General features: G+C 72.3%; 15 protein-coding genes. 10 read left to right on the forward strand and 5 right to left on the reverse strand.

Features of this window, described 5'->3' with window-relative positions; genetic code table 11:
• Window positions 1-74 precede the first annotated feature (74 nt).
• Together gatA and GA0070604_RS06025 are read left to right on the forward strand one after the other, a co-directional pair.
• A complete protein-coding gene (gene gatA, locus GA0070604_RS06020) occupies window positions 75-1,550 on the forward strand; it encodes an Asp-tRNA(Asn)/Glu-tRNA(Gln) amidotransferase subunit GatA (RefSeq protein WP_091115456.1) in 1,476 nt (491 codons plus the stop codon).
• 153 nt (window positions 1,551-1,703) lie between these two features.
• A complete protein-coding gene (locus tag GA0070604_RS06025; protein WP_091115459.1) occupies window positions 1,704-3,059 on the forward strand; it encodes a putative Ig domain-containing protein in 1,356 nt (451 codons plus the stop codon).
• Between the two features lie 42 nt (window positions 3,060-3,101).
• Here the strand turns inward: GA0070604_RS06025 and GA0070604_RS06030 are convergent, their stop codons facing one another.
• Window positions 3,102-4,061, reverse strand: a complete 960-nt coding sequence (locus GA0070604_RS06030; protein ID WP_091115463.1) for a helix-turn-helix domain-containing protein — start codon at window positions 4,059-4,061, stop codon at window positions 3,102-3,104.
• A gap of 98 nt (window positions 4,062-4,159) precedes the next feature.
• On the opposite strand from GA0070604_RS06030, the gene GA0070604_RS06035 reads away from it, so the two are divergent.
• The 3 genes from GA0070604_RS06035 to GA0070604_RS06045 all read left to right on the forward strand — a co-directional run bounded on the left by GA0070604_RS06035 (window position 4,160) and on the right by GA0070604_RS06045 (window position 9,363).
• Window positions 4,160-5,263 (forward strand): WD40/YVTN/BNR-like repeat-containing protein, encoded by a 1,104-nt coding sequence (locus tag GA0070604_RS06035; protein ID WP_091115466.1) that lies wholly within the window; start codon window positions 4,160-4,162, stop codon window positions 5,261-5,263.
• Window positions 5,264-5,399: 136 nt separating this feature from the next.
• Window positions 5,400-6,899 carry an Asp-tRNA(Asn)/Glu-tRNA(Gln) amidotransferase subunit GatB gene (gatB, locus tag GA0070604_RS06040; RefSeq protein WP_091115469.1) on the forward strand — a complete coding sequence of 500 codons (1,500 nt, stop codon included), beginning with the start codon at window positions 5,400-5,402 and terminating at the stop codon, window positions 6,897-6,899.
• A gap of 106 nt (window positions 6,900-7,005) precedes the next feature.
• The gene (locus tag GA0070604_RS06045; RefSeq protein ID WP_091115473.1) at window positions 7,006-9,363 is read left to right on the forward strand and encodes a transketolase-like TK C-terminal-containing protein; all 2,358 of its coding nucleotides are present in this window, start codon (window positions 7,006-7,008) and stop codon (window positions 9,361-9,363) included.
• A gap of 58 nt (window positions 9,364-9,421) precedes the next feature.
• Here the strand turns inward: GA0070604_RS06045 and GA0070604_RS06050 are convergent, their stop codons facing one another.
• Complete coding sequence (locus GA0070604_RS06050; protein WP_091115477.1) at window positions 9,422-11,059, reverse strand: metallophosphoesterase family protein; 1,638 nt, start codon at window positions 11,057-11,059, stop codon at window positions 9,422-9,424.
• 84 nt (window positions 11,060-11,143) lie between these two features.
• Window positions 11,144-12,319 (reverse strand): PQQ-dependent sugar dehydrogenase, encoded by a 1,176-nt coding sequence (locus GA0070604_RS06055; protein ID WP_091115482.1) that lies wholly within the window; start codon window positions 12,317-12,319, stop codon window positions 11,144-11,146.
• A 69-nt stretch (window positions 12,320-12,388) separates the two neighbouring features.
• Here GA0070604_RS06055 and GA0070604_RS06060 point away from each other — a divergent pair, with 69 nt between their 5' ends.
• Entirely contained in the window at window positions 12,389-13,315 is a 927-nt protein-coding gene (locus tag GA0070604_RS06060) for a 2-hydroxyacid dehydrogenase (protein WP_091115484.1), read from the forward strand.
• Between the two features lie 42 nt (window positions 13,316-13,357).
• Here GA0070604_RS06060 and GA0070604_RS06065 read toward each other — a convergent pair whose 3' ends face one another.
• Window positions 13,358-13,735, reverse strand: a complete 378-nt coding sequence (locus tag GA0070604_RS06065) for a PH domain-containing protein (protein WP_091115487.1) — start codon at window positions 13,733-13,735, stop codon at window positions 13,358-13,360.
• 242 nt (window positions 13,736-13,977) lie between these two features.
• Here GA0070604_RS06065 and GA0070604_RS06070 point away from each other — a divergent pair, with 242 nt between their 5' ends.
• A complete protein-coding gene (locus GA0070604_RS06070; protein WP_091115491.1) occupies window positions 13,978-16,152 on the forward strand; it encodes a putative bifunctional diguanylate cyclase/phosphodiesterase in 2,175 nt (724 codons plus the stop codon).
• A gap of 73 nt (window positions 16,153-16,225) precedes the next feature.
• On the opposite strand, the gene GA0070604_RS06075 is transcribed toward GA0070604_RS06070, so the two are convergent.
• On the reverse strand, window positions 16,226-17,245 hold the full coding sequence (locus GA0070604_RS06075) for a LacI family DNA-binding transcriptional regulator (protein ID WP_091115495.1): 1,020 nt from the start codon (window positions 17,243-17,245) through the stop codon (window positions 16,226-16,228).
• A 386-nt stretch (window positions 17,246-17,631) separates the two neighbouring features.
• Here GA0070604_RS06075 and GA0070604_RS06080 point away from each other — a divergent pair, with 386 nt between their 5' ends.
• The 3 genes from GA0070604_RS06080 to GA0070604_RS06090 all read left to right on the forward strand — a co-directional run bounded on the left by GA0070604_RS06080 (window position 17,632) and on the right by GA0070604_RS06090 (window position 20,946).
• Complete coding sequence (locus tag GA0070604_RS06080; protein WP_091115499.1) at window positions 17,632-18,915, forward strand: ABC transporter substrate-binding protein; 1,284 nt, start codon at window positions 17,632-17,634, stop codon at window positions 18,913-18,915.
• Window positions 18,916-19,021: 106 nt separating this feature from the next.
• Window positions 19,022-20,035, forward strand: a complete 1,014-nt coding sequence (locus GA0070604_RS06085; RefSeq protein WP_091115503.1) for a carbohydrate ABC transporter permease — start codon at window positions 19,022-19,024, stop codon at window positions 20,033-20,035.
• 68 nt (window positions 20,036-20,103) lie between these two features.
• Window positions 20,104-20,946, forward strand: a complete 843-nt coding sequence (locus GA0070604_RS06090; protein WP_208602227.1) for a carbohydrate ABC transporter permease — start codon at window positions 20,104-20,106, stop codon at window positions 20,944-20,946.
• The last annotated feature ends 13 nt before the right edge of the window (window positions 20,947-20,959 follow it).

Below are 20,959 nucleotides of genomic sequence, written 5' to 3' on the forward strand. Positions count from 1 at the left end.
GAGCGCAGCGAGCGAATCATTGGGCTCAGCGTGGTGGTGCCTCATGGCGGCACGGAGCGAAGCGGAGTGGCGGCATGAGTGACCTGACGAAGCTGAGCGCCGCCGAGATCGCAGCGCTCGTCGCGAGCGGAGAGACCTCCGCGGTCGAGGTGACCCAGGCCCACCTGGACCGGATCACCGCCGTCGACGACCGCGTGAACGCCTTCCTGTACGTCGACACCGAGGGCGCGCTGGCCGCAGCCCGTACCGTCGACGAGCGCCGGGCCGCCGGCGAGGAGCTGGGCCCCCTGGCCGGTGTGCCGGTCGCGGTGAAGGACGTGCTCACCACCAAGGGCGTGCCCACCACCGTCGGCTCGAAGATCCTGGAAGGCTGGCGCCCGCCGTACGACGCGACGATCGTGCAGCGGCTGCGCGACGCGGGCACGGTGATGCTCGGCAAGACCAACATGGACGAGTTCGCCATGGGCTCCTCCACGGAATACTCCGCGTACGGCCCGACCCGGAACCCGTGGGATCTCGACCGCATCCCGGGTGGCTCCGGTGGCGGCAGTTCGGCGGCGCTGGCCGCGTACGAGGCACCGCTCTCGATCGGCTCGGACACCGGCGGCTCGATCCGCCAGCCGGGTGCGGTCACCGGCACGGTCGGCGCGAAGCCCACCTACGGCGGCACCTCCCGCTACGGCCTGGTCGCGTTCTCCTCGTCGCTGGACACCCCCGGCCCGTGCGCCCGTACGGTGCTGGACGCCGCGCTGCTGCACGAGGTGATCGGCGGTTACGACCCGCGCGACTCGACCTCGATCCCGGCCGCGGTGCCGGACGTGGTCGGCGCGGCGAAGCTCGGCGCGACCGGCGACCTGACCGGGGTGAAGCTCGGTGTGGTGACCGAGTTCACCGGCGAGGGTGCCGAGCCGGGCGTGATGGCCGCGTTCCGCGAGTCCGTCGAGGCCCTGGCCAAGCTGGGCGCCGAGATCGTCGAGGTCTCCTGCCCGCACTTCCGGTACGCGCTGCCGGCGTACTACCTGATCGCGCCGAGCGAGTGCTCCTCCAACCTGGCCCGGTTCGACGGCGTCCGGTTCGGCCTGCGGGTCGGCGACGACGGCAACCGGTCGCTGGAGGAGGTCATGTCGCTGACCCGCGAGACCGGCTTCGGTCCCGAGGTGAAGCGGCGCATCATGATCGGCACGTACGCGCTCTCCTCGGGCTACTACGACGCCTACTACGGGCAGGCGCAGAAGGTTCGTACCCTGATCACCCGGGATTTCACCGCCGCGTTCGAGCGGGTCGACGCGCTGATCTCGCCGACCACCCCGTTCGTGGCGTTCCCGATCGGGGCGCGCACCGCCGACCCGTACCAGATGTACCTGGCCGACCTGTTCACCATTCCGACCAACCTGTACGGCGGACCGGCCATCTCGGTCCCGTGCGGTCTCTCCGACGGGCTTCCGGTCGGTTTCCAGGTCATGGCTCCGACCATGGCCGACGACCGGATGTACCGGGTCGCGGCCGCCCTGGAGTCCGCGGTCGGCACCCTCACCCCGCCGGCACTGTGACCCTCTCGCGGGGCGGTCCGACGGGCCGCCCCGCGAATCGGCGGCACGCGCGCACCGTTCGGTCCATTACGCCTTGCCAGTGGTCCTGATTGGATAGAGTGCCTCTCACTGGCGAACGCGAATGGCTTGCCTCATAAATTTCCTGGACGGGCGATGAAGACGCTACGGCCGATCATGATTCTGTCGGCGCTCATGGTGCTCCTTTTCGGCACGGCACAGCCGGCGGCTGCCGCGACGATCACCATCACCTCGGGTGATCCGGCTTCGCCGGTCACCGCCTACGAGACGTATCCGGCGTACACGTTCACGGCGTCGGGTGGTGTCGAGCCGTATACGACGGCGTTGCGGTCGGGTGCGTTGCCGCCGGGGATGGCGTTGTCGTCGTCGGGGCCGCTGTCGGGTACGCCGACCGCGGTGGGGAGTTACACGTTCAGCGTCCGGATGACCGACGCGAACGGGTCCTTCGCCGAGCGGGACGTGACCATCGAGGTGGTCGCGCCGACGATCACCATCACCTCGGGTGATCCGGCCTCGCCGGTCACCGCCCGCGAGAAGTATCCGACGTACACGTTCGCGGCCACCGGTGGTGCCGGGCCGTACACGACGGCGTTGCGGTCGGGTGCGTTGCCGCCGGGGATGGCGTTGTCGTCGTCGGGGCCGCTGTCGGGTACGCCGACCGCGGTGGGGAGTTACACGTTCAGCGTCCGGATGACCGACGCGAACGGCTTCTACGCCGAGCGGGACGTGACCATCGAGGTGGTCGCGCCGACGATCACCATCACCTCGGGCACCCCCACCTCACCCTGGTACACCGGTCAGCCGTACCCGACGTACACGTTCACGGCCGCCGGTGGTGTCGGGCCGTACACGACGGCGTTGCGGTCGGGTGCGTTGCCGCCGGGGATGGCGTTGTCGTCGTCGGGGCCGCTGTCGGGTACGCCGACCGCGGTGGGGAGTTACACGTTCAGCGTCCGGATGACCGACGCGAACGGCTTCTACGCCGAGCGGGACGTCACGGTCGTCATCGCCGACCCGGCCACCACCATCACCTCCGGGGACCCGCATCAGGGCACGGTCGGCGAGGCGTACTCGTTCCGGTTCACCGCCGCCGGTGACTCCGGCATCACGTTCAGTGTGGCCGCCGGCGACCTGCCCGCCGGGCTCACCCTCGCCCCTGACGGACTGCTCAGCGGTGTTCCCGAAGCCGCCGGCAGTGCCAGCTTCACGGTCAAGGCGACCGGCACGGCGTCGAGCGACACGGCCGAGGTGACCCTCACCATCGCCGCCGCGCCCACATCCTCGCCGACGGCGACCGCGACGCCGACCGCGTCGGCGACGGCCACGCCGGCTCCGGCCGCCTCGCCGTCGACCACACCCGGTTCCGGCCTTCCGGTCACCGGTTCGAGCCTGGTCACCACGCTGCTGCTGGGCGTCGCGGCCATCGCCGTCGGTGGGATGATCCTCGTCGTGCTGCGCGCCCGTCGCCAGCGGTTCACGGCGGGTGAGTGACGCCCGACCGGCTGGCGGGCTGTTGAGGCGGGCGTCGCGGGTTCAGGCCAGGCCGCGGCGCCCGGCCTGCAACCCGGCCTGAAATCGGGTACGGGCGCCGAGGGTGGTCAGCAGGGCCGACGAGCGGCGGCCCAGGGTGCGTACGCTCACCCCGAGCTCCCGGGCGATCGCCTCGTCCTTCAGGCCGGTGGCGAGCAGCCCCAGCAGCCGCAGGTCCAGCTCGTCGCCCCCGGGCGCGGGCCGTTCCGGATCCCACACGGGCAGCGGGGTGGCCTGCACCCACAGCATCTCGAAGAGCTTCACCAGCGCCGACACGACCATCGGCGCGCGGATCACCAGCGCCGCGTCCACGGCCCGCTCGCTGGCCAGCGGCAGCAGCGCCACCGAGCGGTCGCTGATCGCCAGTTTCAGCGGTACGTCGGTGTGCACCCGCGCCTGTTCCCCGGCCGCCACGGCGGCCATCGCCTGCTCGAAGGCGCCGGGCAGCTCGAACGCCTCCGGGGCGTAGATCCCGCGCACGCTGGCCTGCCGGCTGAGCAGCTCGTTCTCGGGCAGGTTCGCGGCGGCCACCTCCTGAACGTACGGCGGCCGGTCGAGGACCAGCAGTTCGTTCGTGACACCGTGGCTGAGCTGGACGAACTGGGCCTCGACGGCGGCCCGCCCGGTGACGATCTCCAGCAGTTCGTCCGGGCTGGTCAGCAGTTCCTGCGGGAACTCGGCCGCCATCCGTTCGGCGGCTCGACGGGCTGCGCCGAACTCCGCGGTGCGTCGCACGACCAGGGCGTTCACCGCGACGTCCGGGCGGGTCGCCACCAGCCGGGTGCCGGAGCCGACCCGGCGGCTGACGAAGCCGAGATCCTCCAGGCGTTCGGTCGCCGCGCGCACCACCCGCGGGTTCTCGCCGACCTGCTGGGCGAGTTCCGGCACGGTCGACTGCCGTTTCCGCAGCAGGGCCAGGTAGACCGACTCCTCCACGGGGGTCAGACCCAACGACTCGAACACCCGCGCCCCCCTTCCGCGGGTGTCCGACACAGGCCATGGCCGGGCTCGGACACCCGAAACTTCTGGTGATCGCGCATGCCCACGTCTAGACATGCCTCATGATCTTCTCTCGACTCAGCGGTTCGATCGCGCTGGCCGTCACGGCCGCGAGCGCCGTCAACCTTGCCTCCGCGCTCCCCGCCGCCGCTGCCGACGGCTGGCACCGCCCGCAGTGCGGCACGGTGCGGGGCGACGGTTCGGTGACCTTCACCCGCAACAACGGGACCGTCCTGGTGCCCACCACGACCGCCCCCACCCCGGTGGCCTACCCGAAGGTCGTCGCGTTGACGACACCGAACACCCTGGTGGCGATCTCGAAGAAGACGATCCAGCGGTCCACCGACGCCGGTTGCAGCTGGCAGCTGATCGTCGACACCGCGCCGGACCTGGCGACGTACGATCTGGCCGCCGGGCCGGGGGGCATCGCCTACGCGTACGGCGTCAACGACCAGCCGATCTTCTGGGTGCAGGGCGACCAGGTCGGCAAGGCCCTCGGCCCGGTCCCCGGCGATGGCGTGACCGGGCTGTCGGTGGACCCGGCCGACGCGCGGGTGCTGCGGGCGGTCAGCAAGGCCGGGCAGATCTACGACTCCGGTGACGGCGGCGCCACCTGGTCCGCGGTCGGGGTGCCGGCCGGGCCGGACGAGTTCGTCTACAAGGCGGCGATCGATCCCACCGACCGGGCCCACGTCGTCGTCGGCACGATGAGCCACGGCAGCTACGTGACGTTCGACGGCGGGCAGAGCTGGACCCGGTCGTCCGGGGTCGGCGACACCGCGCGCGTGAACGCCTTCTCCGTGGCTATCTCGCCAGCGGATCCGCGGACGGTCTGGCTGGAGGGCTACGACGAGAGCCGGAACGACAACTCGGCGCGGCGCATCTGGCGCTCGACCGACGGGGGCCGCAGCTTCGTGTCGATGCTCGACGGCTCCGGGCCGACGCTGTTCAACGGCACCCCGCTGTGGCCGAGCCCGGTCGACCCGAACGTGCTGTACTTCGAGTACGGCACGTCGTTCGCCGGCTACGGAACCGACCTCTACCGGTACGACGCGTCGAAGGGCAAGCTGACCGCGCAGCACAACTCCCACCACGGGATCACCAGCGTCGCCTTCAACCCGATCGACCCGCAGGTGATGTACCTCGGCGTGGTCGAGGAGCGCTGACCTCCGGGCCCGCCCGGGGACGGCTTCCCTGGGCGGGCCGGGGCGCGTGCCGGCGTGGAGGCAAACCCGGGCGAGGTGACCGCGCCCATCCCCATTAGGCTGGGGCGGTTCCGTCCGGATCGCGCCTGGAGCTCAGATGACGACGACACTGCCCGCGTACGACGAGGTCGTCGCGCGCTTCGAACCGGTGATCGGCCTGGAGACCCACGTCGAGCTGGGCACGAACACCAAGATGTTCTGCGGCTGCCCGACCGACTTCGGCGGTGAGCCGAACACCCGCGTTTGCCCGGTCTGCCTGGGCCTGCCCGGCTCGCTGCCGGTGGCCAACAAGGCCGCCATCGAGGCGACCATCCGGATCGGCCTCGCGCTGAACTGCTCCATCGCCGAGTGGTGCCGGTTCGCCCGGAAGAACTACTTCTATCCGGACATGCCGAAGAACTTCCAGATCAGCCAGTACGACGAGCCACTCTGCGTCGACGGCTACCTGGACGTCGAGGTCAACGGCGAGCTGGTGCGGATCGGCATCGAGCGGGTGCACCTGGAGGAGGACACCGGCAAGACGCTGCACGTCGGCGGCGCCACCGGCCGGATCCACGGCGCGACCGAGTCGCTGGTCGACTACAACCGGGCCGGCATTCCCCTCGTCGAGATCGTCACCAAGCCGATCCCCGGCACCGGCGCGCTCGCGCCGGAGGTGGCGCGGGCGTACGTCACCGAGCTGCGCGACGTGATCCGGTCGCTGGGTGTCTCCGACGTTCGGATGGAGGAGGGCTCGCTGCGCTGCGACGTCAACACCTCGCTGAACCGGCCGGGTGACGAGTGGGGCACCCGCACCGAGACCAAGAACGTCAACTCGCTGCGCTCGGTCGAGCGGGCGGTCCGCTCGGAGATGCTGCGCCAGGCGTCCGTGCTCGACGCCGGCGGGAAGATCACCCAGGAGACCCGACACTTCCACGAGGACACCGGGGACACCACGCCCGGCCGGTCCAAGGAGACCGCCACCGACTACCGGTACTTCCCGGAGCCGGACCTGGTCCCGCTCGCGCCGGACCCGGCCTGGGTGGCCGAGCTGAAGGCCGCCCTGCCGGAGCTGCCGCGCCTGCGCCGCAAGCGGATCCAGCAGGACTGGGGCCTGTCCGACCTGGACATGCAGTCGGTGGTCAACGCCGGCGCGGTCGAGCTGATCGAGGCCACCGTGGCCGCCGGAGCCACCCCGGCCAGCGCCCGCAAGTGGTGGCTGGGCGAGCTGTCCCGGCGGGCCAACGAGACCGGCGTGGAGCTGGCCGACATCGGCGCCACCCCGGGGCAGGTCGCCGAGCTGCAGAGCCTGGTCGACGCGGGCAAGCTCAACGACAAGCTGGCCCGTACCGTCCTGGAGGGCGTGGTGGCCGGCGAGGGCTCGCCGACCGAGATCATGACCAACCGCAATCTGGAGGTCGTCTCCGACACCGGCGCGCTCACCGCCGCCGTGGACGAGGCGATCGCCGCCAACCCGGCCATCGCTGACAAGATCCGCAGCGGCAAGGTCGCGGCGGCCGGCGCGCTGGTCGGCGCGGTCATGAAGACCACCCGCGGCCAGGCGGACGCCAAGACCGTCCGCGAGCTGATCCTGGAGCGTCTCGGCGTCCAGGGCTGAGTCGCAAGGAGGGGCCCCCTGTTAACGCCTGGTGCATAACAGGGGGCCCCTCCTAACAAGAACCCCCTCGCGAGGGCGTCAACGGCGACGCCCGGATGGAGCCACCGTGAACCAGCACGACCTCGACGTGCTCGACGAGATCCAGCGCCGAGTGCTCTGGCTCGCCACCCGCATCGTGGACGCGGCCAACCACGACCGGAACACCGGCGACGGGGTGAAGGTCGGCGGACACCAGGCCTCCAGCGCCTCCCTGGTCACCGCGATGACCGCGCTCTGGTTCGCCCACCTGGACGCCGAGGACCGGGTCGCGGTCAAGCCGCACGCCTCGCCGGTCTTCCACGCCATCCAGTACCTGCTCGGCAACCTGGACCGGTCGTACCTGCCGAGGTTGCGGGCGCGCGGCGGGTTGCAGTCGTACCCGTCGCGGACCAAGGACCCGGACGAGGTGGACTTCTCCACCGGCTCGGTCGGTCTCGGCGCCGCCGCGCCGCTCTTCGCGGCGGTCACCCGCCGCTACGTCGACGCGCACTTCGGCCAGCGCCCGCACTCCCGGTTCGTCGCCCTGATCGGCGACGCCGAGCTGGACGAGGGGAACATCTGGGAGGCCGTCGCCGACCCGGCCACCACCGGGCTGGGCAACGTGATGTGGCTGGTCGACTTCAACCGCCAGTCGCTGGACCGGATCGTCCCCGGGGTACGCATCAACCAGTGGCGCGGCCAGTTCGAGGCCGCCGGCTGGCACGTCGTCGAGGTCAAGTACGGCCGCCGGCTCGCCGAGGCGTACGCCCGGCCGGGCGGCGAGGCGCTGCGCGACTGGATCGACCTGATGCCGAACGAGCAGTACCAGTCGCTGTTCGGGCTGACCGGGCCGGCTCTGCGCAAGCAGTTCCTCGACGGCGCGCCGGCCGAGGTGTCCGCCTTCGTCGCCGACATCCCCGACGCCGAGTTGGGCCCGCTCGTCACCGACCTCGGTGGGCACGACATCGAGGCCATGCTCGACGCGTACGCCCAGTGCGACGCGGTCACCGACCGGCCCAGCGTGGTCTTCGCCTACACCGTCAAGGGGTGGGGCCTGCCGATCGCCGGCAACCCGCGCAACCACTCGGCGCTGCTCACCACCGAACAGGTCGACGCCCTGCGCGCGGCGCACGGCCTCACCGTCGACGCCGAGTGGGACCGCCTCGACCCGGCGTCCCCGGCCGGCATCCGGGCCGGCGAGCGTCGGGAGGCGCTGTCCCGCGCGCCCCGCGAGCGGGCGCTGGGGGTCACCGTCCCGGAAACCACCCGGGTACGCGCGAACAAGCCCGTCTCCACCCAGGAGGTCTTCGGTCGGGTGCTGGTCGACCTGGCCCGGGACGAGAACGTTGCCCCCTATCTGGTCACCACCGCGCCGGACGTCGCCACCTCGACCAACCTGGCCGGGTTCATCAACAAGACCGGCGTGTTCGCCCCCACGGCGCAGCGTTCCTGGTCGGAGGACCGGATGCTGCGCTGGACGGAGAGCCCGGCGGGCCAGCACATCGAGCTGGGCATCTCCGAGATGAACCTGTTCCTGCTGCTCGGCCAGCTCGGCCTGTCCTGGGACCTGTCCGGGCAGCCGCTGCTGCCGGTCGGCACGGTCTACGACCCGTTCGTGCTGCGTGGCCTGGACGCCTTCCTCTACGGCACCTACTCCGGCTCCCGGTTCGTGGTCGCCGGCACCCCGTCCGGCATCACCCTCGCCCCGGAGGGCGGCGCCCACCAGTCCACCATCACCGCCTCCGTCGGCCTGGAGCTGCCCGGCGTCACGTTCATCGAGCCCGCGTACGCCGGCAGCCTCGACTGGCTGCTCTGCGACGCGCTCGGCCAGATCGCCGGGGGAACGGCGCCGACCGCCACCGCCGCGCCGAGCGAGGACGGGGCGTACTACTTCCGGCTCAGCACCCGCCCGATCGACCAGGCGCCGTTCGAGGCGGCCCGGGCCCGGATCGGCGACGCGGTGCTGCGCCGGCAGGTGGTCGCCGGGGCGTACCGGCTGGTGGACGCGCACGAGGCGTACCCGCAGCTGGCGGACGCCCCGGTCGTGCAGCTCGCCGCCTCCGGCGCGGTGCTGCCCGAGGTCCTGGCGGCCGCCGCGGAGCTGGCGGAGGAGGGTGTCGCCGCCCACGTGGTCGACGTGACGAGCCTGGACCGGCTCTACCGGGCCTGGCAGCGCACCCTGCGTCAGGGCGTACGCACGGCGACCGTGCCGAGTGTGCCCGGCGCGCTGCGGTCGGCGTTCGCCGACCGGGTGCCGGTGGTGACCGTGCACGACGCCGCCTCGCACGCGATGGCCTGGCTCGGCTCCGCGCTCGCCGCCCCGGCGGTGCCGCTCGGGGTGGACGAGTTCGGCCAGTCCGGCAGCGTCCGCGAGCTGTACGAGCTGCACGACCTGCTGCCCGGCAGCATCGTCAACGCCGCGCTGGCCGCGCTCTCGCTGCGCTGACCCGGGTCACCGGCCGCCGGGCGGCTCCTCGCGATGGCGGGAGCGCCCGGCGTCGGTGTCAGCGGGTGGGGGTCGCGGTCGGAGTCCGGGCCGGGGTCTGGGTCGGTGTCGACGACTCCGGCCCGCCGCGGGTGGGCGTCGGGGTGACCGGCACCTGGGCGCCCTTCTCCGGCTCCTTGATCACGTGCCGTTCCAGGTTGACCTGCGACTGCCCGGTGCCGCCCACGGTGATCTCGTCGTACGCCTGGAGCATCTTGTCCTGGTCGAAGTAGAGGACGGTCATCGTCAGCGGGGTGGGCTTCTCGCCCTCCAGGCCGCGCAGCCCGGCGCCGCCGGTGGACCCCTCCACCATCAGCGTGGTCGGGTCCTTGTCCGGCACCTGCGGCAGCTTCGCCACCTGCCGTTCGTGCAGGTGCCCGGAGAGCACCAGCGGGGCCGCGCCGGAGAGCGGCCCGGCCGAGGCCGGGTCGTGCACCAGGGCGATGTTCACCTTGGTCGGCGAGTTCTGCACCGTGGTGGCGAGCTGCTCACCGGCGCCGATCATCTGGTCGGCGACCTGCGCGGTGAGCCCGCTGCCGGCCGGCGAGGTCTCCTTGTCGGGGGTGAACCGCGGGTCGCCGATGCCGGCGATGGTCAGCCCGGCCACCGTGGTCGTCGAGTTGTCCAGCACGATCGCGTTCGGCTGCTGGGCCACCGCCGCGGCGGTGCGCGGCGAGTCGTGGTTGCCGCGGATGTAGACGTACGGCTTCTTGAGCAGGCCGATCGAGCCGACGTAGGACGCCTCCGGCTCGCTGCCCCAGTCGGTGATGTCCCCGGTGTCGATCACCACGTCGATGCCGAACTGCTCGACCACGGTCCGGATCAGCGACCAGCCGGTCGGGTTCAGGTGCATGTCGGAGACGTGCAGCACCCGGGTGGAGCCGGGTGCCGGCTCGTACAGCGGCAGCGTGGAGACGGTCGTGTAGAGCTGGCTGACGTTGCCGACCATCCGCTGGAGCTGCTCGGCGTACCTGGTGTAGTCGTTGGCGATCCGCCGCGCGTCGCCGACTATCGCCGGCGCGTTGACCAGCAGCCCCTCGTAGCGGGGCTCCTCGATCGACTGGGGGCGGACGGTGGCGGCGGCCAGGCCGAGGCTGCTCCCGGTGATCGCCAGCGCCAGGCCGCCGGCCCAGGCCGTGCGGCGCACGTTGCGGAAGACCAGCCCGGCGAGCAACAGGGTGGCCAGCACCGCCGAGGCGAGAGTCTTGAGCCCGAGGCGCATCACGCCGACGCGGACATCCTCGACGGCGGACTGGCTGGCCCGGCTGATGTTCGCCGGGTCGTCGAGCAGCGCCTCGGTACGCCGCTGGTCCAGCGAGCCCAGCTCCACGGTCAGGTAGGCCGGCCCGTTGTGGCTGTCCAGCAGCAGCGCGCCCAGCGGCGGCACGTCGATGGTGGTGCCCCCGCTCAGTGACGGGCTCAGGCTGAGCTGCGCGCGGAACGGTCCGATGTCGGTGCCCTGGTGCCCACCGGCGTACGTGCCGGCGACGATCCCGGTGAGGGTGACCACGAGCACGGCCAGCGCGAGGCCGAGCCGGCGCAGCCCGGCGAACCACCACCCGGCGCCCGGCCAGCGGAACGCCCGGCGGCGGGCCTGCCCGGTCTCCGGGGCCGCCTCGTCCGCGGTGCCGCGTCGCTCGTTCTCCTGGCCGTCCATGTTCAATCCTGACCTGCCCATTGAGGGATCGTGGAAAACCCGGGGAGCCCGGGCCTGCTCGACTGTTAGGCCGTACGGCCGGCTTCAGCTGCGCCCGGCCCCGCCGTCGGCGAAGACCAGGCGCAGTATTCGGTCGTCCTCCGCGGCCGGCTTGCCCCGCCCGTCGTGGTTGGACGTGCTCACCCAGACCGAGCCGTCCGGCGCGACCGCGGCGGCCCGGAGCCGGCCGTACTTGCCGGTCAGCAGCTCGCGCGGCTGGCCGAGAACGCCACCGTTCGCAGTCAGCTCGACCAACCAGAGCCGCTGCCCGCGCAGGCACGCGGTGACCAGGAGGCGGTCCGCCGCGGCCAGCCCGGAGCAGGAGGCGTCGGCGGTGGGCCACTGCGTGATCGGGTCGACGTAGCGCCGGTCGTCGGCGCGTCCCTCGGCCTGCGGCCAGCCGTAGTTGCCGCCCTTGTTGATCTGGTTGATCTCGTCCCAGGTGTTTTGGCCGAACTCCACCGCGTACATCCGTTTGTCCGGCGTCCAGGCGAAGCCCTGGACGTTGCGGTGCCCCAGCGACCAGACGGGGGAGCCGGGGGTGGGGTTGCCCGGCGCGGGCTTGCCGTCCGTGGTGATCCGCAGGATCTTGCCGCCGAGGCTCTTCGGGTCCTGTGCGTTGGCCGTCTTCCCGGCGTCGCCCGTGCTGGCGTAGAGGTAGCCGTCCGGGCCGAAGCCCAGGCCCCCGCCGTCGTGGTTCCCGGCCTTCGGGATGCCGGTGAGGATCGGGGTCGGTGATCCGCCCAGTCGCAGCTTCGCGATCCGGTTGTCCTGCTCCGAGGTGTAGTAGACGAAGACGGTGCGGTCCTTGGCGTACGACGGGGAGACGGCGATGCCGAGCAGCCCGCCCTCGCCGTCGGCCACCACGCCCGGCACGGTCTGCACCACGCCCACGTTCATGCCCCCCGGCCCGGACTCGGGGCCGACCTGGAGAATCCGGCCGCTGTCCCGTTCCGTCACCAGCGCGCCACCGTCGGGCAAAAAGGCGATCGCCCAGGGCACCTCCAGCCCCTTGGCCAACACGGTGACCACCACCTGCTGCCCGGCGCCGCCGGAGCTGGCGGTGGCCGAGGGCGTGGGCAGGTTCGGCGGCGCGCCGGCCGGGTCCGGGTCCGGCTCGCCGAACGCGCAACCGGCGGTGCCCAGCAGCAGCGCCGCGCAGGGCGCCGCCAGCGCCGTCCGGAGGCGGCCGCTGCGGGGGTACGGGGGACGGGCGTTCACCCGCCCCAGGGTAGCCGGGCCGCGGCCGACCGGCTGGTACGGCGGGCGCGACGACTATCGTCGGCAGTCGTGAAGGTATGGATTCCGCACCCGGCCGGCCGCGCCCTCCTCGGTGAGCTGCCGTCGGGCATCACCGTCGAGCTGTTGGAGGACCCGACCCGGCTGCCGTCGTCCCCGGCCGGCGTGCGCTTCTGGGTGCCGCCGTTCCTGTCCGGCGGGGACGCCGCCGCGCTGCTGGCCGACCTGCCCGACCTGGCGGTGGTGCAGCTGCTCTCCGCCGGGGCGGACGCCTGGGTGGGGCGGGTCCCCGACGGGGTGACGCTCTGCGACGCCCGGGGCGTGCACGACTCGGCCACCGCCGAGTGGGTGGTCGCCGCGATCCTGTCCGCGCTGCGCGGTTTCGGCCCGCTGGCCCGGGCCCAGGCCCGCCGCGAGTGGGCGTACGCCGAGGTGGCCCCAACCGACGAGCTGGCCGGCAAGCGGGTGATGATCGTCGGGGCGGGTTCGATCGGCGCGGCGGTCCAGGCCCGGCTGGCCCCGTTCGAGGTGACCTTCACCCTGGTCGCCCGCAGCCCGCGTCCCGCCGAGGGGGTGCACGGGGTGGACGAGCTGCCCGCCCTGCTGCCCGAGGCGGACGTGGTGGTGCTGCTGGTGCCGTTGACCGAGCGGACCCGGGGGCTGGTCGACGAGAAGTTCCTCGCCGCGATGCCGGACGGCGCGTTGCTGGTCAACGCGGCGCGCGGCCCGGTGGCCCGGATGCCGGCGCTGGTGGCCGAGCTGACCTCCGGCCGGCTGCGGGCCGCCCTGGACGTCACCGATCCCGAGCCGCTGCCCGCCGACCACCCGCTGTGGGAGCTGCCGAACGTGTTGCTCACCCCGCACGTCGCCGGCTCGGTACGCGGCCTGCTGCCCCGGGCGTACCGGCTGGTGGGGGAGCAGCTACGCCGGTTCGTGTCCGGAGCGCCGCTGGCGAACCGGGTGGTGGACGGCTACTGACCGGTCCGTTCCGGCCGATCCTCGGGTGCCGTCCCGGTTCGTTCAGTCGGTGTCGCCGGGCAGCTCCTGCCCGGTGGCGGAGACCAGCCGGGGCAGGTCGTCGGCGCGTACCGCGGGGAGCACGAGCAGCTCCCCGTCGTCGAGTCGGGCGATCCCCCGGCCGCGGGCGTCGCCGGCCAGTTCGGCGACCCGATCCCAGGGGATCCGTCGCTGCCCGAGGAGCGCCCGCACGCGCACCTCGCGGGAGTCGGCGTCGGTGCCGGCCCGCCACGCCCAGATCAGGACCGCGAGCGGGATCAGCAGTACCCAGAAGAACCACAGGCTCGCGGTGGCCAGCGGCAGCGCGCCGACGAACGTGACGATCGCGGCAACCAGGATGGCCTGGTTGTGGCGGAAACGGATGGTGTCGGGGCGGCTCACCCCCCGATGATCGCACCCCGGGGCCGGGCCGTTCCCGGCGGGCGCGACGGGGACGACCGGCGGCACACATGTGACCTGTATCACGTCCGGTGTCCCGTCACGGGGGCGCGTCGGGAGTCGTTCATAGCCATGGCCACGCCGGTCCCGGCCCGGTCGTCCGTGCCATCCTCCGCCCCGCCGCTGAGCCCGCACGCCGCTCCGCAACAGCACCGCCCCGTGCCCCCTCACGAAGGCGACCGCACGTGCCCGTCACCCGCCCCGCCGTCGGTCGACGCCACCGGCCATCGCTGCCCGACCTCGTCGTGCCGCTCGCCGGCGCGCTGCTCGTCCTGGCCGGGGCCGTCGACCTCGTCCCACCCCTCGCCGCGGTGGCGCTCGCCGTCGCCACCGGCTGTGCCGTGGCCGGCGTACGGTGCGCCGCGATCCTCGACGGGGCCGTGCTGGCCGCCGGTCTCACCATCGCCGTGCTGCCGCTGGCCGATCCGCCGCGCCGGCCGCCGGTCGCGCTGACCGGCCTCGCCGTCACCGCCGCGCTGTACGCCGTGGCGCTGCACCGGCTCCCCGGCCGGTCCCGGCTCGCCGCCGCCGAACGCCTCCGCCGGAGCGTTGACGTCCTCAGCCTCGGCGTCAGCCTGGTCTTCACGGCCTGGATGCTGCTGCCACCCGGCCCGGTGCCACCGGCGGCGGCGACCGCGACCGTCGCCGGCGTGACCTGCGCGGCGGTGCTGCTGGTGACCGCGCGGGCGGACCGGCACCGCCGGCCGGGCGCGGCGTGCTGCTTCGCCGGAGCGGCGGCCTCCCTCGTCGGGCTGGCCCTGATCGTGGTGCTGCTCACCTACCGCGCTCCGGAGTGGGCCGTCCTGACCGCCGCGCCTCCATTGCTGGCCGGTGCGCTGCTCACCGCCGGCGGCGCCCGGCGTACGGCCGCCGGGGCGCGACCCCGGCCTGGCGGCACGCCAGCGGTCTGGCCCGCGCTGACCGCGCCGGCCGGTATCGCCGCGCTCGCCGCCGGCCACCACCTGTGGACGGTGGGGGAGATCGCCGCACCCGCGATCGCCCTGGGGCTGGCGGTCGTCCCGCCGATGGTGCTCCGCGAGCTGCTCGCCGTCGCCGACCAGCGCCGCCGCGTCGACCGCCCGGCCCGGGCGGCCGGCCGGCCCGCCCTGGCCGACGACCGGCCGGCCATGGCCGACCCGCTCACCGCGCCGGCGGACCGGGGCGAGCTGCTGCGCCGGCTCGGCGGACGGGCGGGCGGCGCGCTGCTCGTCGTCGACCTGGCCCGTGCCGACAACGGCCTGGCCCCGGACCGGCCGGTGCTGGTCGAGGTCGCCCGGCGGCTCCGGGCCGGCTGCGGCCCCGGCGATCTGGTGGCCCGCCTCGCCGACGCCGAGTTCGCCGTGCTCACCGACGTCGGACCGGTGGTCGCGTACGCGCTGGGCGGCCGGCTCCTGGCCGCGGTGACCGGGCCGTACCCGGGGGCCGGCGGGATGACCCGGCTCCGGGTCTGCGTCGGGCTGGCCGAGACGACCGGCGGCGATCCGGAGGACGTGTTGCGCCAGGCCGAACTGGCCCGGCGGCGCGCGGTGCAGCTCGGCCGGGACCGGGTCGAGTGGTACGACGCGTACCTGGAGGAGCAGCTCGTCCGCCGGCTGGACCTGGAGCGGGAGCTGCCGGGGGCGCTCGCCCGGGGCGAGCTGGACCTGGTCTACCAGCCGGTGCTGGCCCTCGCCGACCGGCAGCCGGTGGGCACCGAGGCGCTGCTGCGCTGGCGCAGCCCGGCGCTGGGCACCGTGCTGCCCGACGAGCTGCTGCCGGTCGCGGCGGACCTGGACCTGCTCGGCGAGGTGGGACGGTGGGTGCTCGACCGGGCCTGCCGGCAGCTCGCCGACTGGTCGGACGGGAGCCGGGAACTGTGGATGGCGGTGAACGTCACGCCCCGCGAGCTGGCGGCGGCGGACTTCGTGGCCCGGACAGCGGCCGCCCTGGCCGCGTACGACGTGCCACCGGAGCGCCTGGTGGTGGAGGTCGCCGAGCCGGCCGTCGCCGTGGAGCAGCCCACGGTGGTGGCCCGGCTCGCCGGCCTGCGCTCGCTCGGGGTACGGACGGCGCTGGACGACTTCCGTGCCGAGCACGCCTCGCTGGCCCAGCTCCGCCGGCTGCCCATCGACCTGCTCAAGGTCGGCCCGCACCTGGTCGGGCCGACCTCGGACGGGCGCGGCCCGCTGATCGAGGTGGTGGCCAAGCTGGGCGACCGGCTCGGCCTGGAGGTGGTCGTCGAGGGGCTGGAGTCCGACGTCCAGGTCGCCGGGGCCCGCCGGGCCGGCTGCCGCTACGGCCAGGGCTTCGCCCTCGCCCGCCCGGCCACCCCGGAACGGGTCGAGGCGTGGTTCGAGGAGTTCGGCGCCGCACCCCGCTGAACTGGTCTTTCAGCGTCACGTGACTGGTCTTTCAGCGTCAGGTGCGACGGGCCGCCGGTTGCCCTGAACCGGTTCACCGGCGTCGGGGCGGTGCGGTGCTGCCGCGCGGTGTGAGGTGGGCGGTCTCGTCCTGGAAAACGGTGACCGGCTCGCCCGCGATCACCGCGAGGAGCTGCCGGGCGGCGTGTGCCCCGTACGCGGGGATGTCCCGGCCGACGGCGGTCAGTGGCGGGTGCACCAGCTGGCAGAGCGGGGAGTCGTCCCAGGCCACGATGGACAGGTCGCCGGGGACGGCGAGGCCCATCTCCTGGGCGACCGAAAGCCCGGCGATCGCCATCACGTCGTTGTCGTAGATCATCGCGGTGGGCCGGTTGGCGGAGCTGAGCAGCCGGCGGGTGGCCCGGGTGCCCTCCTCACCGGTGTAGTCCGACCAGACCGTGGTGGCGTCGTCCAGTCCCAGCCGTCGGCACACCGCGTCGAACGCGTTGTTTCGGATCTCGGTGTGCAGCAGGGTGGGCAGGCCACCGACCCGGGCGATCCGCCGGTGTCCGAGCGCGACGAGGTATTCCACGGTCTCCGCCAGGGCCGCCGCGTCGTCGGACCAGACGCTGGCCAGGCGGCCGGTGTGCCCGGGTCCGCCGATCACCACGGCCGGCAGCTGCAGCTCCTCCAGCGCCGGCACCCGCCGGTCGTCGATCCGCAGGTCGCACACGAGCACGCCGTCGACCCGTCGCTCGGCCCACCACCGGCGGTAGACCGCGACCTCCGCCTCGTGGTCGGCCACCACCTGTAGGGTCAGCGCGTACGAGCGGGCCGACAGTTCGGCCTCGACGCCGCTGATCAGCGCCATGAAGAACGGCTCGATGCCGAGCGTCCGGGCCGGCCGGCACAGGGCCAGGCCGACCGCGTTGGCGGTGGCGCCGGAGAGCGCCCGGGCGGCGCTGCTCGGGCTGAACCCGATCTCGGCGGCGATCGCCAGGATGCGTCGGCGGGTCGCCTCGGACACGCCGGGTTGCCCGTTGAGCGCGTACGACACCGCGCCCTTCGAGACCCCTGCCCGCCGGGCGACGTCGGCGATGGTCGGCCGCTTCACCGGCGCGTTCCTCCAGTTTCTCCGGGCCCCGTGGGGGCACACTCCTCAGCCGCCGGGGGACCGGCGGCTGTCACGCTACTGCAACGGGTCGCGCCCGCGGATCGGGCGTGGCGACGGGCCCGGGGCTGGACCGGACGGCTCACTTGCGCGGTTAAGCGTTCGAGCACGCCGAGCGGCGGCCACCATCGGCCCGCTCACGATCCTGCTCTGGAGAGCGCTTCATCACGCATGATCGCGCTGCCGTGCGGCCCGGAAGGTTACCGTACGGTCTCGCTGTTGATCGGCCGTTGACAGTGCATTGGGCCGATCGTACGGTGTGCTCACTTATCCGGTTCAGTCAACGTTTCTCGATCTTGGGAGCGTTCCCATTCGGCGCGGAGGATGACATGAAACGGTCCTGGACGCACTGGGCTCGGGCGGTCACCGTGGGTGCCGTCAGCCTGGTCATGGTCGCGGCGTGCAGCGGGAAGAGCGGTACCGACGACTCGGGTTCGGGCGACGGTCAGATCACTTTGAAAATCAACTTCTGGGGCGACTTCGGCCTCCAGGACCTCAAAGCCAAGTACGAGGCCGAGCACAAGAACATCAAGATCCAGCTGAACTCCGGCGAGTACAACGCCCAGCACGAGGACCTGCAGAAGAAGCTGGTCGCCGGCACCGGAGCACCGGACATCGCGGCGATCGACGAGGGCTTCATAGTCCAGTTCCGCAGCCAGTCCGACAAGTTCGTCAACCTGCTGGACAAGGGCGCCGGCTCGTACGAGAGCAAGTACCTGCCCTGGAAGTGGAAGCAGTCGCTGTCGGCCGACGGCAAGAGCCAGCTCGGCCTCGGCACCGACGTCGGCGGTCTGGCCATGTGCTACCGGACCGACCTGTTCAAGGCCGCCGGCCTGCCGACCGACCGGGACCAGGTCTCCGCGCTCTGGCCCACCTGGGACAAGTTCTTCGAGGTCGGCCAGCAGTACACCGCCAAGTCCAAGAAGAAGTTCGTCGACTCGGCCACCAACCTGTTCAACCCGATCCTCGGCCAGCAGCCGGTCGGCTTCTACAACGAGCAGGAGCAGCTCCAGATGGACGGCGGCCCGAAGGTCGCCTTCGACAACGCCGTCAAGGGCATCGAGGCCGGCCTGTCGGCCAACCTCACCAGCTTCCAGGCGGACTGGGACAAGGGCTTCACCAGCGGCTCCTTCGCCGTGCTCGCCTGCCCCGCGTGGATGCTCGGCCACATCAAGGACACCGCCCCCGGCACCGAGGGCAAGTGGGACATCGCCGCGGTGCCCGGCGGCGGCGGCAACTGGGGTGGCTCGTTCCTGACCATCCCCAAGCAGGGCAAGCACGTCGACGAGGCGTACAAGCTGCTGGAGTGGCTGGTCGCGCCCGAGCAGCAGATCGAGATCTTCAAGAAGGTGGGCAACCTGCCCTCGCAGCCGGCCCTCTACTCCGACCCGGCGATCGCCGACTTCAAGAACCCGTTCTTCAACAACGCGCCGGTCGGGCAGATCTTCCCCAAGATGGCGGCGGGCCTGACCCCGCAGTACCTCGGCAAGAAGAACGGCCCGACCCGGGTCGAGGTGGAGAACGTCATCCGCCGGGTGGAGAGCAAGAGCCTGAAGCCGGACGCCGCCTGGGCGGAGGCGGTCAAGGCGGCGGAGAAGGTGGCCAACTCCTGACGGCGGCCTCGCCGCAGTGACTCAGTCGCAGCACCGGTGACGGAGCGGGGTACCGCCCGCTCCGTCACCGTCCGTCCCGTCACCACTTCGGCCCTGGAGTGATCCGATGTCCACCACCCGTGCCGCAGCCACACCGTCGCCGGGCCGCCGAGCCGCGCCGGAGCGCGGACGCGGGGGCGGCAGACCACGGTTGACCTGGCGTGACCGGCTGTACCGCCTCGACCTGCGCTACCTGCCGTACGTGATGATCGCGCCGTTCTTCCTGCTCTTCATCGTGTTCGGGCTCTTCCCGCTGATCTTCAACGGCGTGGTCGCGCTGCGTAACTACCGGCTCGACGACCCGACGCTGCCGTACTGGGCCGGCTTCGACAACTTCACCAAGCTCTTCGGCGACGAATACTTCTGGAACGCGCTCTACAACACCTTCGGCATCTTCCTGCTCTCCACCGTGCCGCAGCTGCTGCTCGCGCTGATCGTCGCCTCGCTGCTCAACCGCAGGCTGCGGGCGCAGACCTGGTGGCGGGTCGCGGTGCTGCTGCCGTACGTGACGCCGATCGTCGCCTCGACCATGGTGTTCAGCGTCTTCTTCTCCCGCGACTTCGGCATGGCCAACTGGGTGCTCGGCCTGTTTGGCATCGGCGGCGGCGACGACCCCATCGACTGGCGCGCCGACAAACTGCACTCCTGGATCGCCATCGCGACCATGGTCAACTGGAAGTGGATCGGCTACAACGCCCTGCTCTACCTGGCCGCGATGCAGTCCATCCCGCGCGACGTCTACGAGGCGGCGGCGCTCGACGGCGCCAGCCCGTGGAAGCAGCTCTGGCGGATCACCGTGCCGATGATCCGGCCGGTGGTGCTCTTCACCGTCATCCTCTCCACCATCGGCGGGCTGCAACTCTTCACCGAGCCGATGCTCTTCGACCTGAACGCGCAGGCGGCCACGGGCGGTTCCGGCCGGGAGTGGCAGACCATCGCCCAGCTCATCTACAAGGTCGGCTGGAAGGACCTCAACCTCGGCTACGCCGCCGCGATGTCCTGGGCGCTCTTCTTCATCATCCTGATCGTCGCCGGCGTCAACACCCTGCTCACCAACCGACTGTCCGGAGGGCGCAAATGACCGCCGTGACCGCGCCGCCGTCCATTCCGCCGTCCACCCCGCCGGCCCGGCGCAACCGTCCGCGGCTGATGGGACGGGCCCCGCAGGACACCGCGGCCAGCATCTGGACCTATCTGCTGCTGGCCGTGACGTTCCTGTTCGGCGCATTCCCGCTCTACTGGATGTTCGTCATCGCCACCAGCACCGACGAGGCGCTTGCGCAGCTCCCTCCGGCGGTGGTCCCCGGTGACCGGTTCCTGGTCAACCTGGACGAGGTCTTCTCCCTCCAGGACGTCTACTTCGCCGCCTCGCTGGTCAACAGCGTCATCGTGTCGAGCGTGGTGACCGCCTCGGTGCTCTTCTTCTGCTCACTGGCCGGCTTCGCCTTCGCCAAGCTGCGGTTCAAGGGCAGCAAGGCCCTGATGCTCTTCGTGGTGCTCACCCTCACCGTGCCCAACCAGCTCGGGGTGGTCGCCCTCTACATCGTGATGGGCAAACTCGGCTGGAACGGCACCCTGCTCGCGGTCATCGCGCCCGGTCTGGTCAGCGCGTTCGGCGTCTTCTACATGCGGCAGTTCATCGTCAACAGCGTGCCCGACGAGCTGGTCGAGTCGGCGCGGGTGGACGGTGCCACCACCATGCGGATCTACGCCACCATCGTGCTGCCGGCGCTCCGTCCCGCCCTGGCGGTGCTCGGCCTGCTCACCTTCGTGGGCACCTGGAACGAGTTCCAGTGGCCGTTGATCACGCTGGGCGGCAGCGACTACCCGACCTCGATGGTGGCGGTGTCCGACCTGGCCAGCGGCAACTACGTGATCTACCGGCGGGTGCTGGCGGGCGCGTTCGTCGCCACCATCCCCCTGCTGGTGATGTTGTTCGTCGGCGGACGCCAGATCGTCCGGGGAATCATGGAAGGCGCGGTGAAGTCGTGAGCGAGCGAACCAG

Origin of the sequence: Micromonospora eburnea (assembly GCF_900090225.1) — a bacterium.
Classification (GTDB): domain Bacteria; phylum Actinomycetota; class Actinomycetes; order Mycobacteriales; family Micromonosporaceae; genus Micromonospora; species Micromonospora eburnea.

What these genes read in the sequence shown, in the direction of transcription:
- gatA (WP_091115456.1), top strand. Translation starts at nt 75, where the DNA reads ATGAGTGACCTGACGAAGCTGAGCGCCGCCGAGATCGCAGCGCTCGTC.
- GA0070604_RS06025 (WP_091115459.1), top strand. Translation starts at nt 1,704, where the DNA reads ATGAAGACGCTACGGCCGATCATGATTCTGTCGGCGCTCATGGTGCTC.
- GA0070604_RS06035 (WP_091115466.1), top strand. Translation starts at nt 4,160, where the DNA reads ATGATCTTCTCTCGACTCAGCGGTTCGATCGCGCTGGCCGTCACGGCC.
- gatB (WP_091115469.1), top strand. Translation starts at nt 5,400, where the DNA reads ATGACGACGACACTGCCCGCGTACGACGAGGTCGTCGCGCGCTTCGAA.
- GA0070604_RS06050 (WP_091115477.1), bottom strand. Translation starts at nt 11,059, where the DNA reads ATGGACGGCCAGGAGAACGAGCGACGCGGCACCGCGGACGAGGCGGCC.
- GA0070604_RS06080 (WP_091115499.1), top strand. Translation starts at nt 17,632, where the DNA reads ATGAAACGGTCCTGGACGCACTGGGCTCGGGCGGTCACCGTGGGTGCC.
- GA0070604_RS06085 (WP_091115503.1), top strand. Translation starts at nt 19,022, where the DNA reads ATGTCCACCACCCGTGCCGCAGCCACACCGTCGCCGGGCCGCCGAGCC.
- GA0070604_RS06090 (WP_208602227.1), top strand. Translation starts at nt 20,104, where the DNA reads ATGGGACGGGCCCCGCAGGACACCGCGGCCAGCATCTGGACCTATCTG.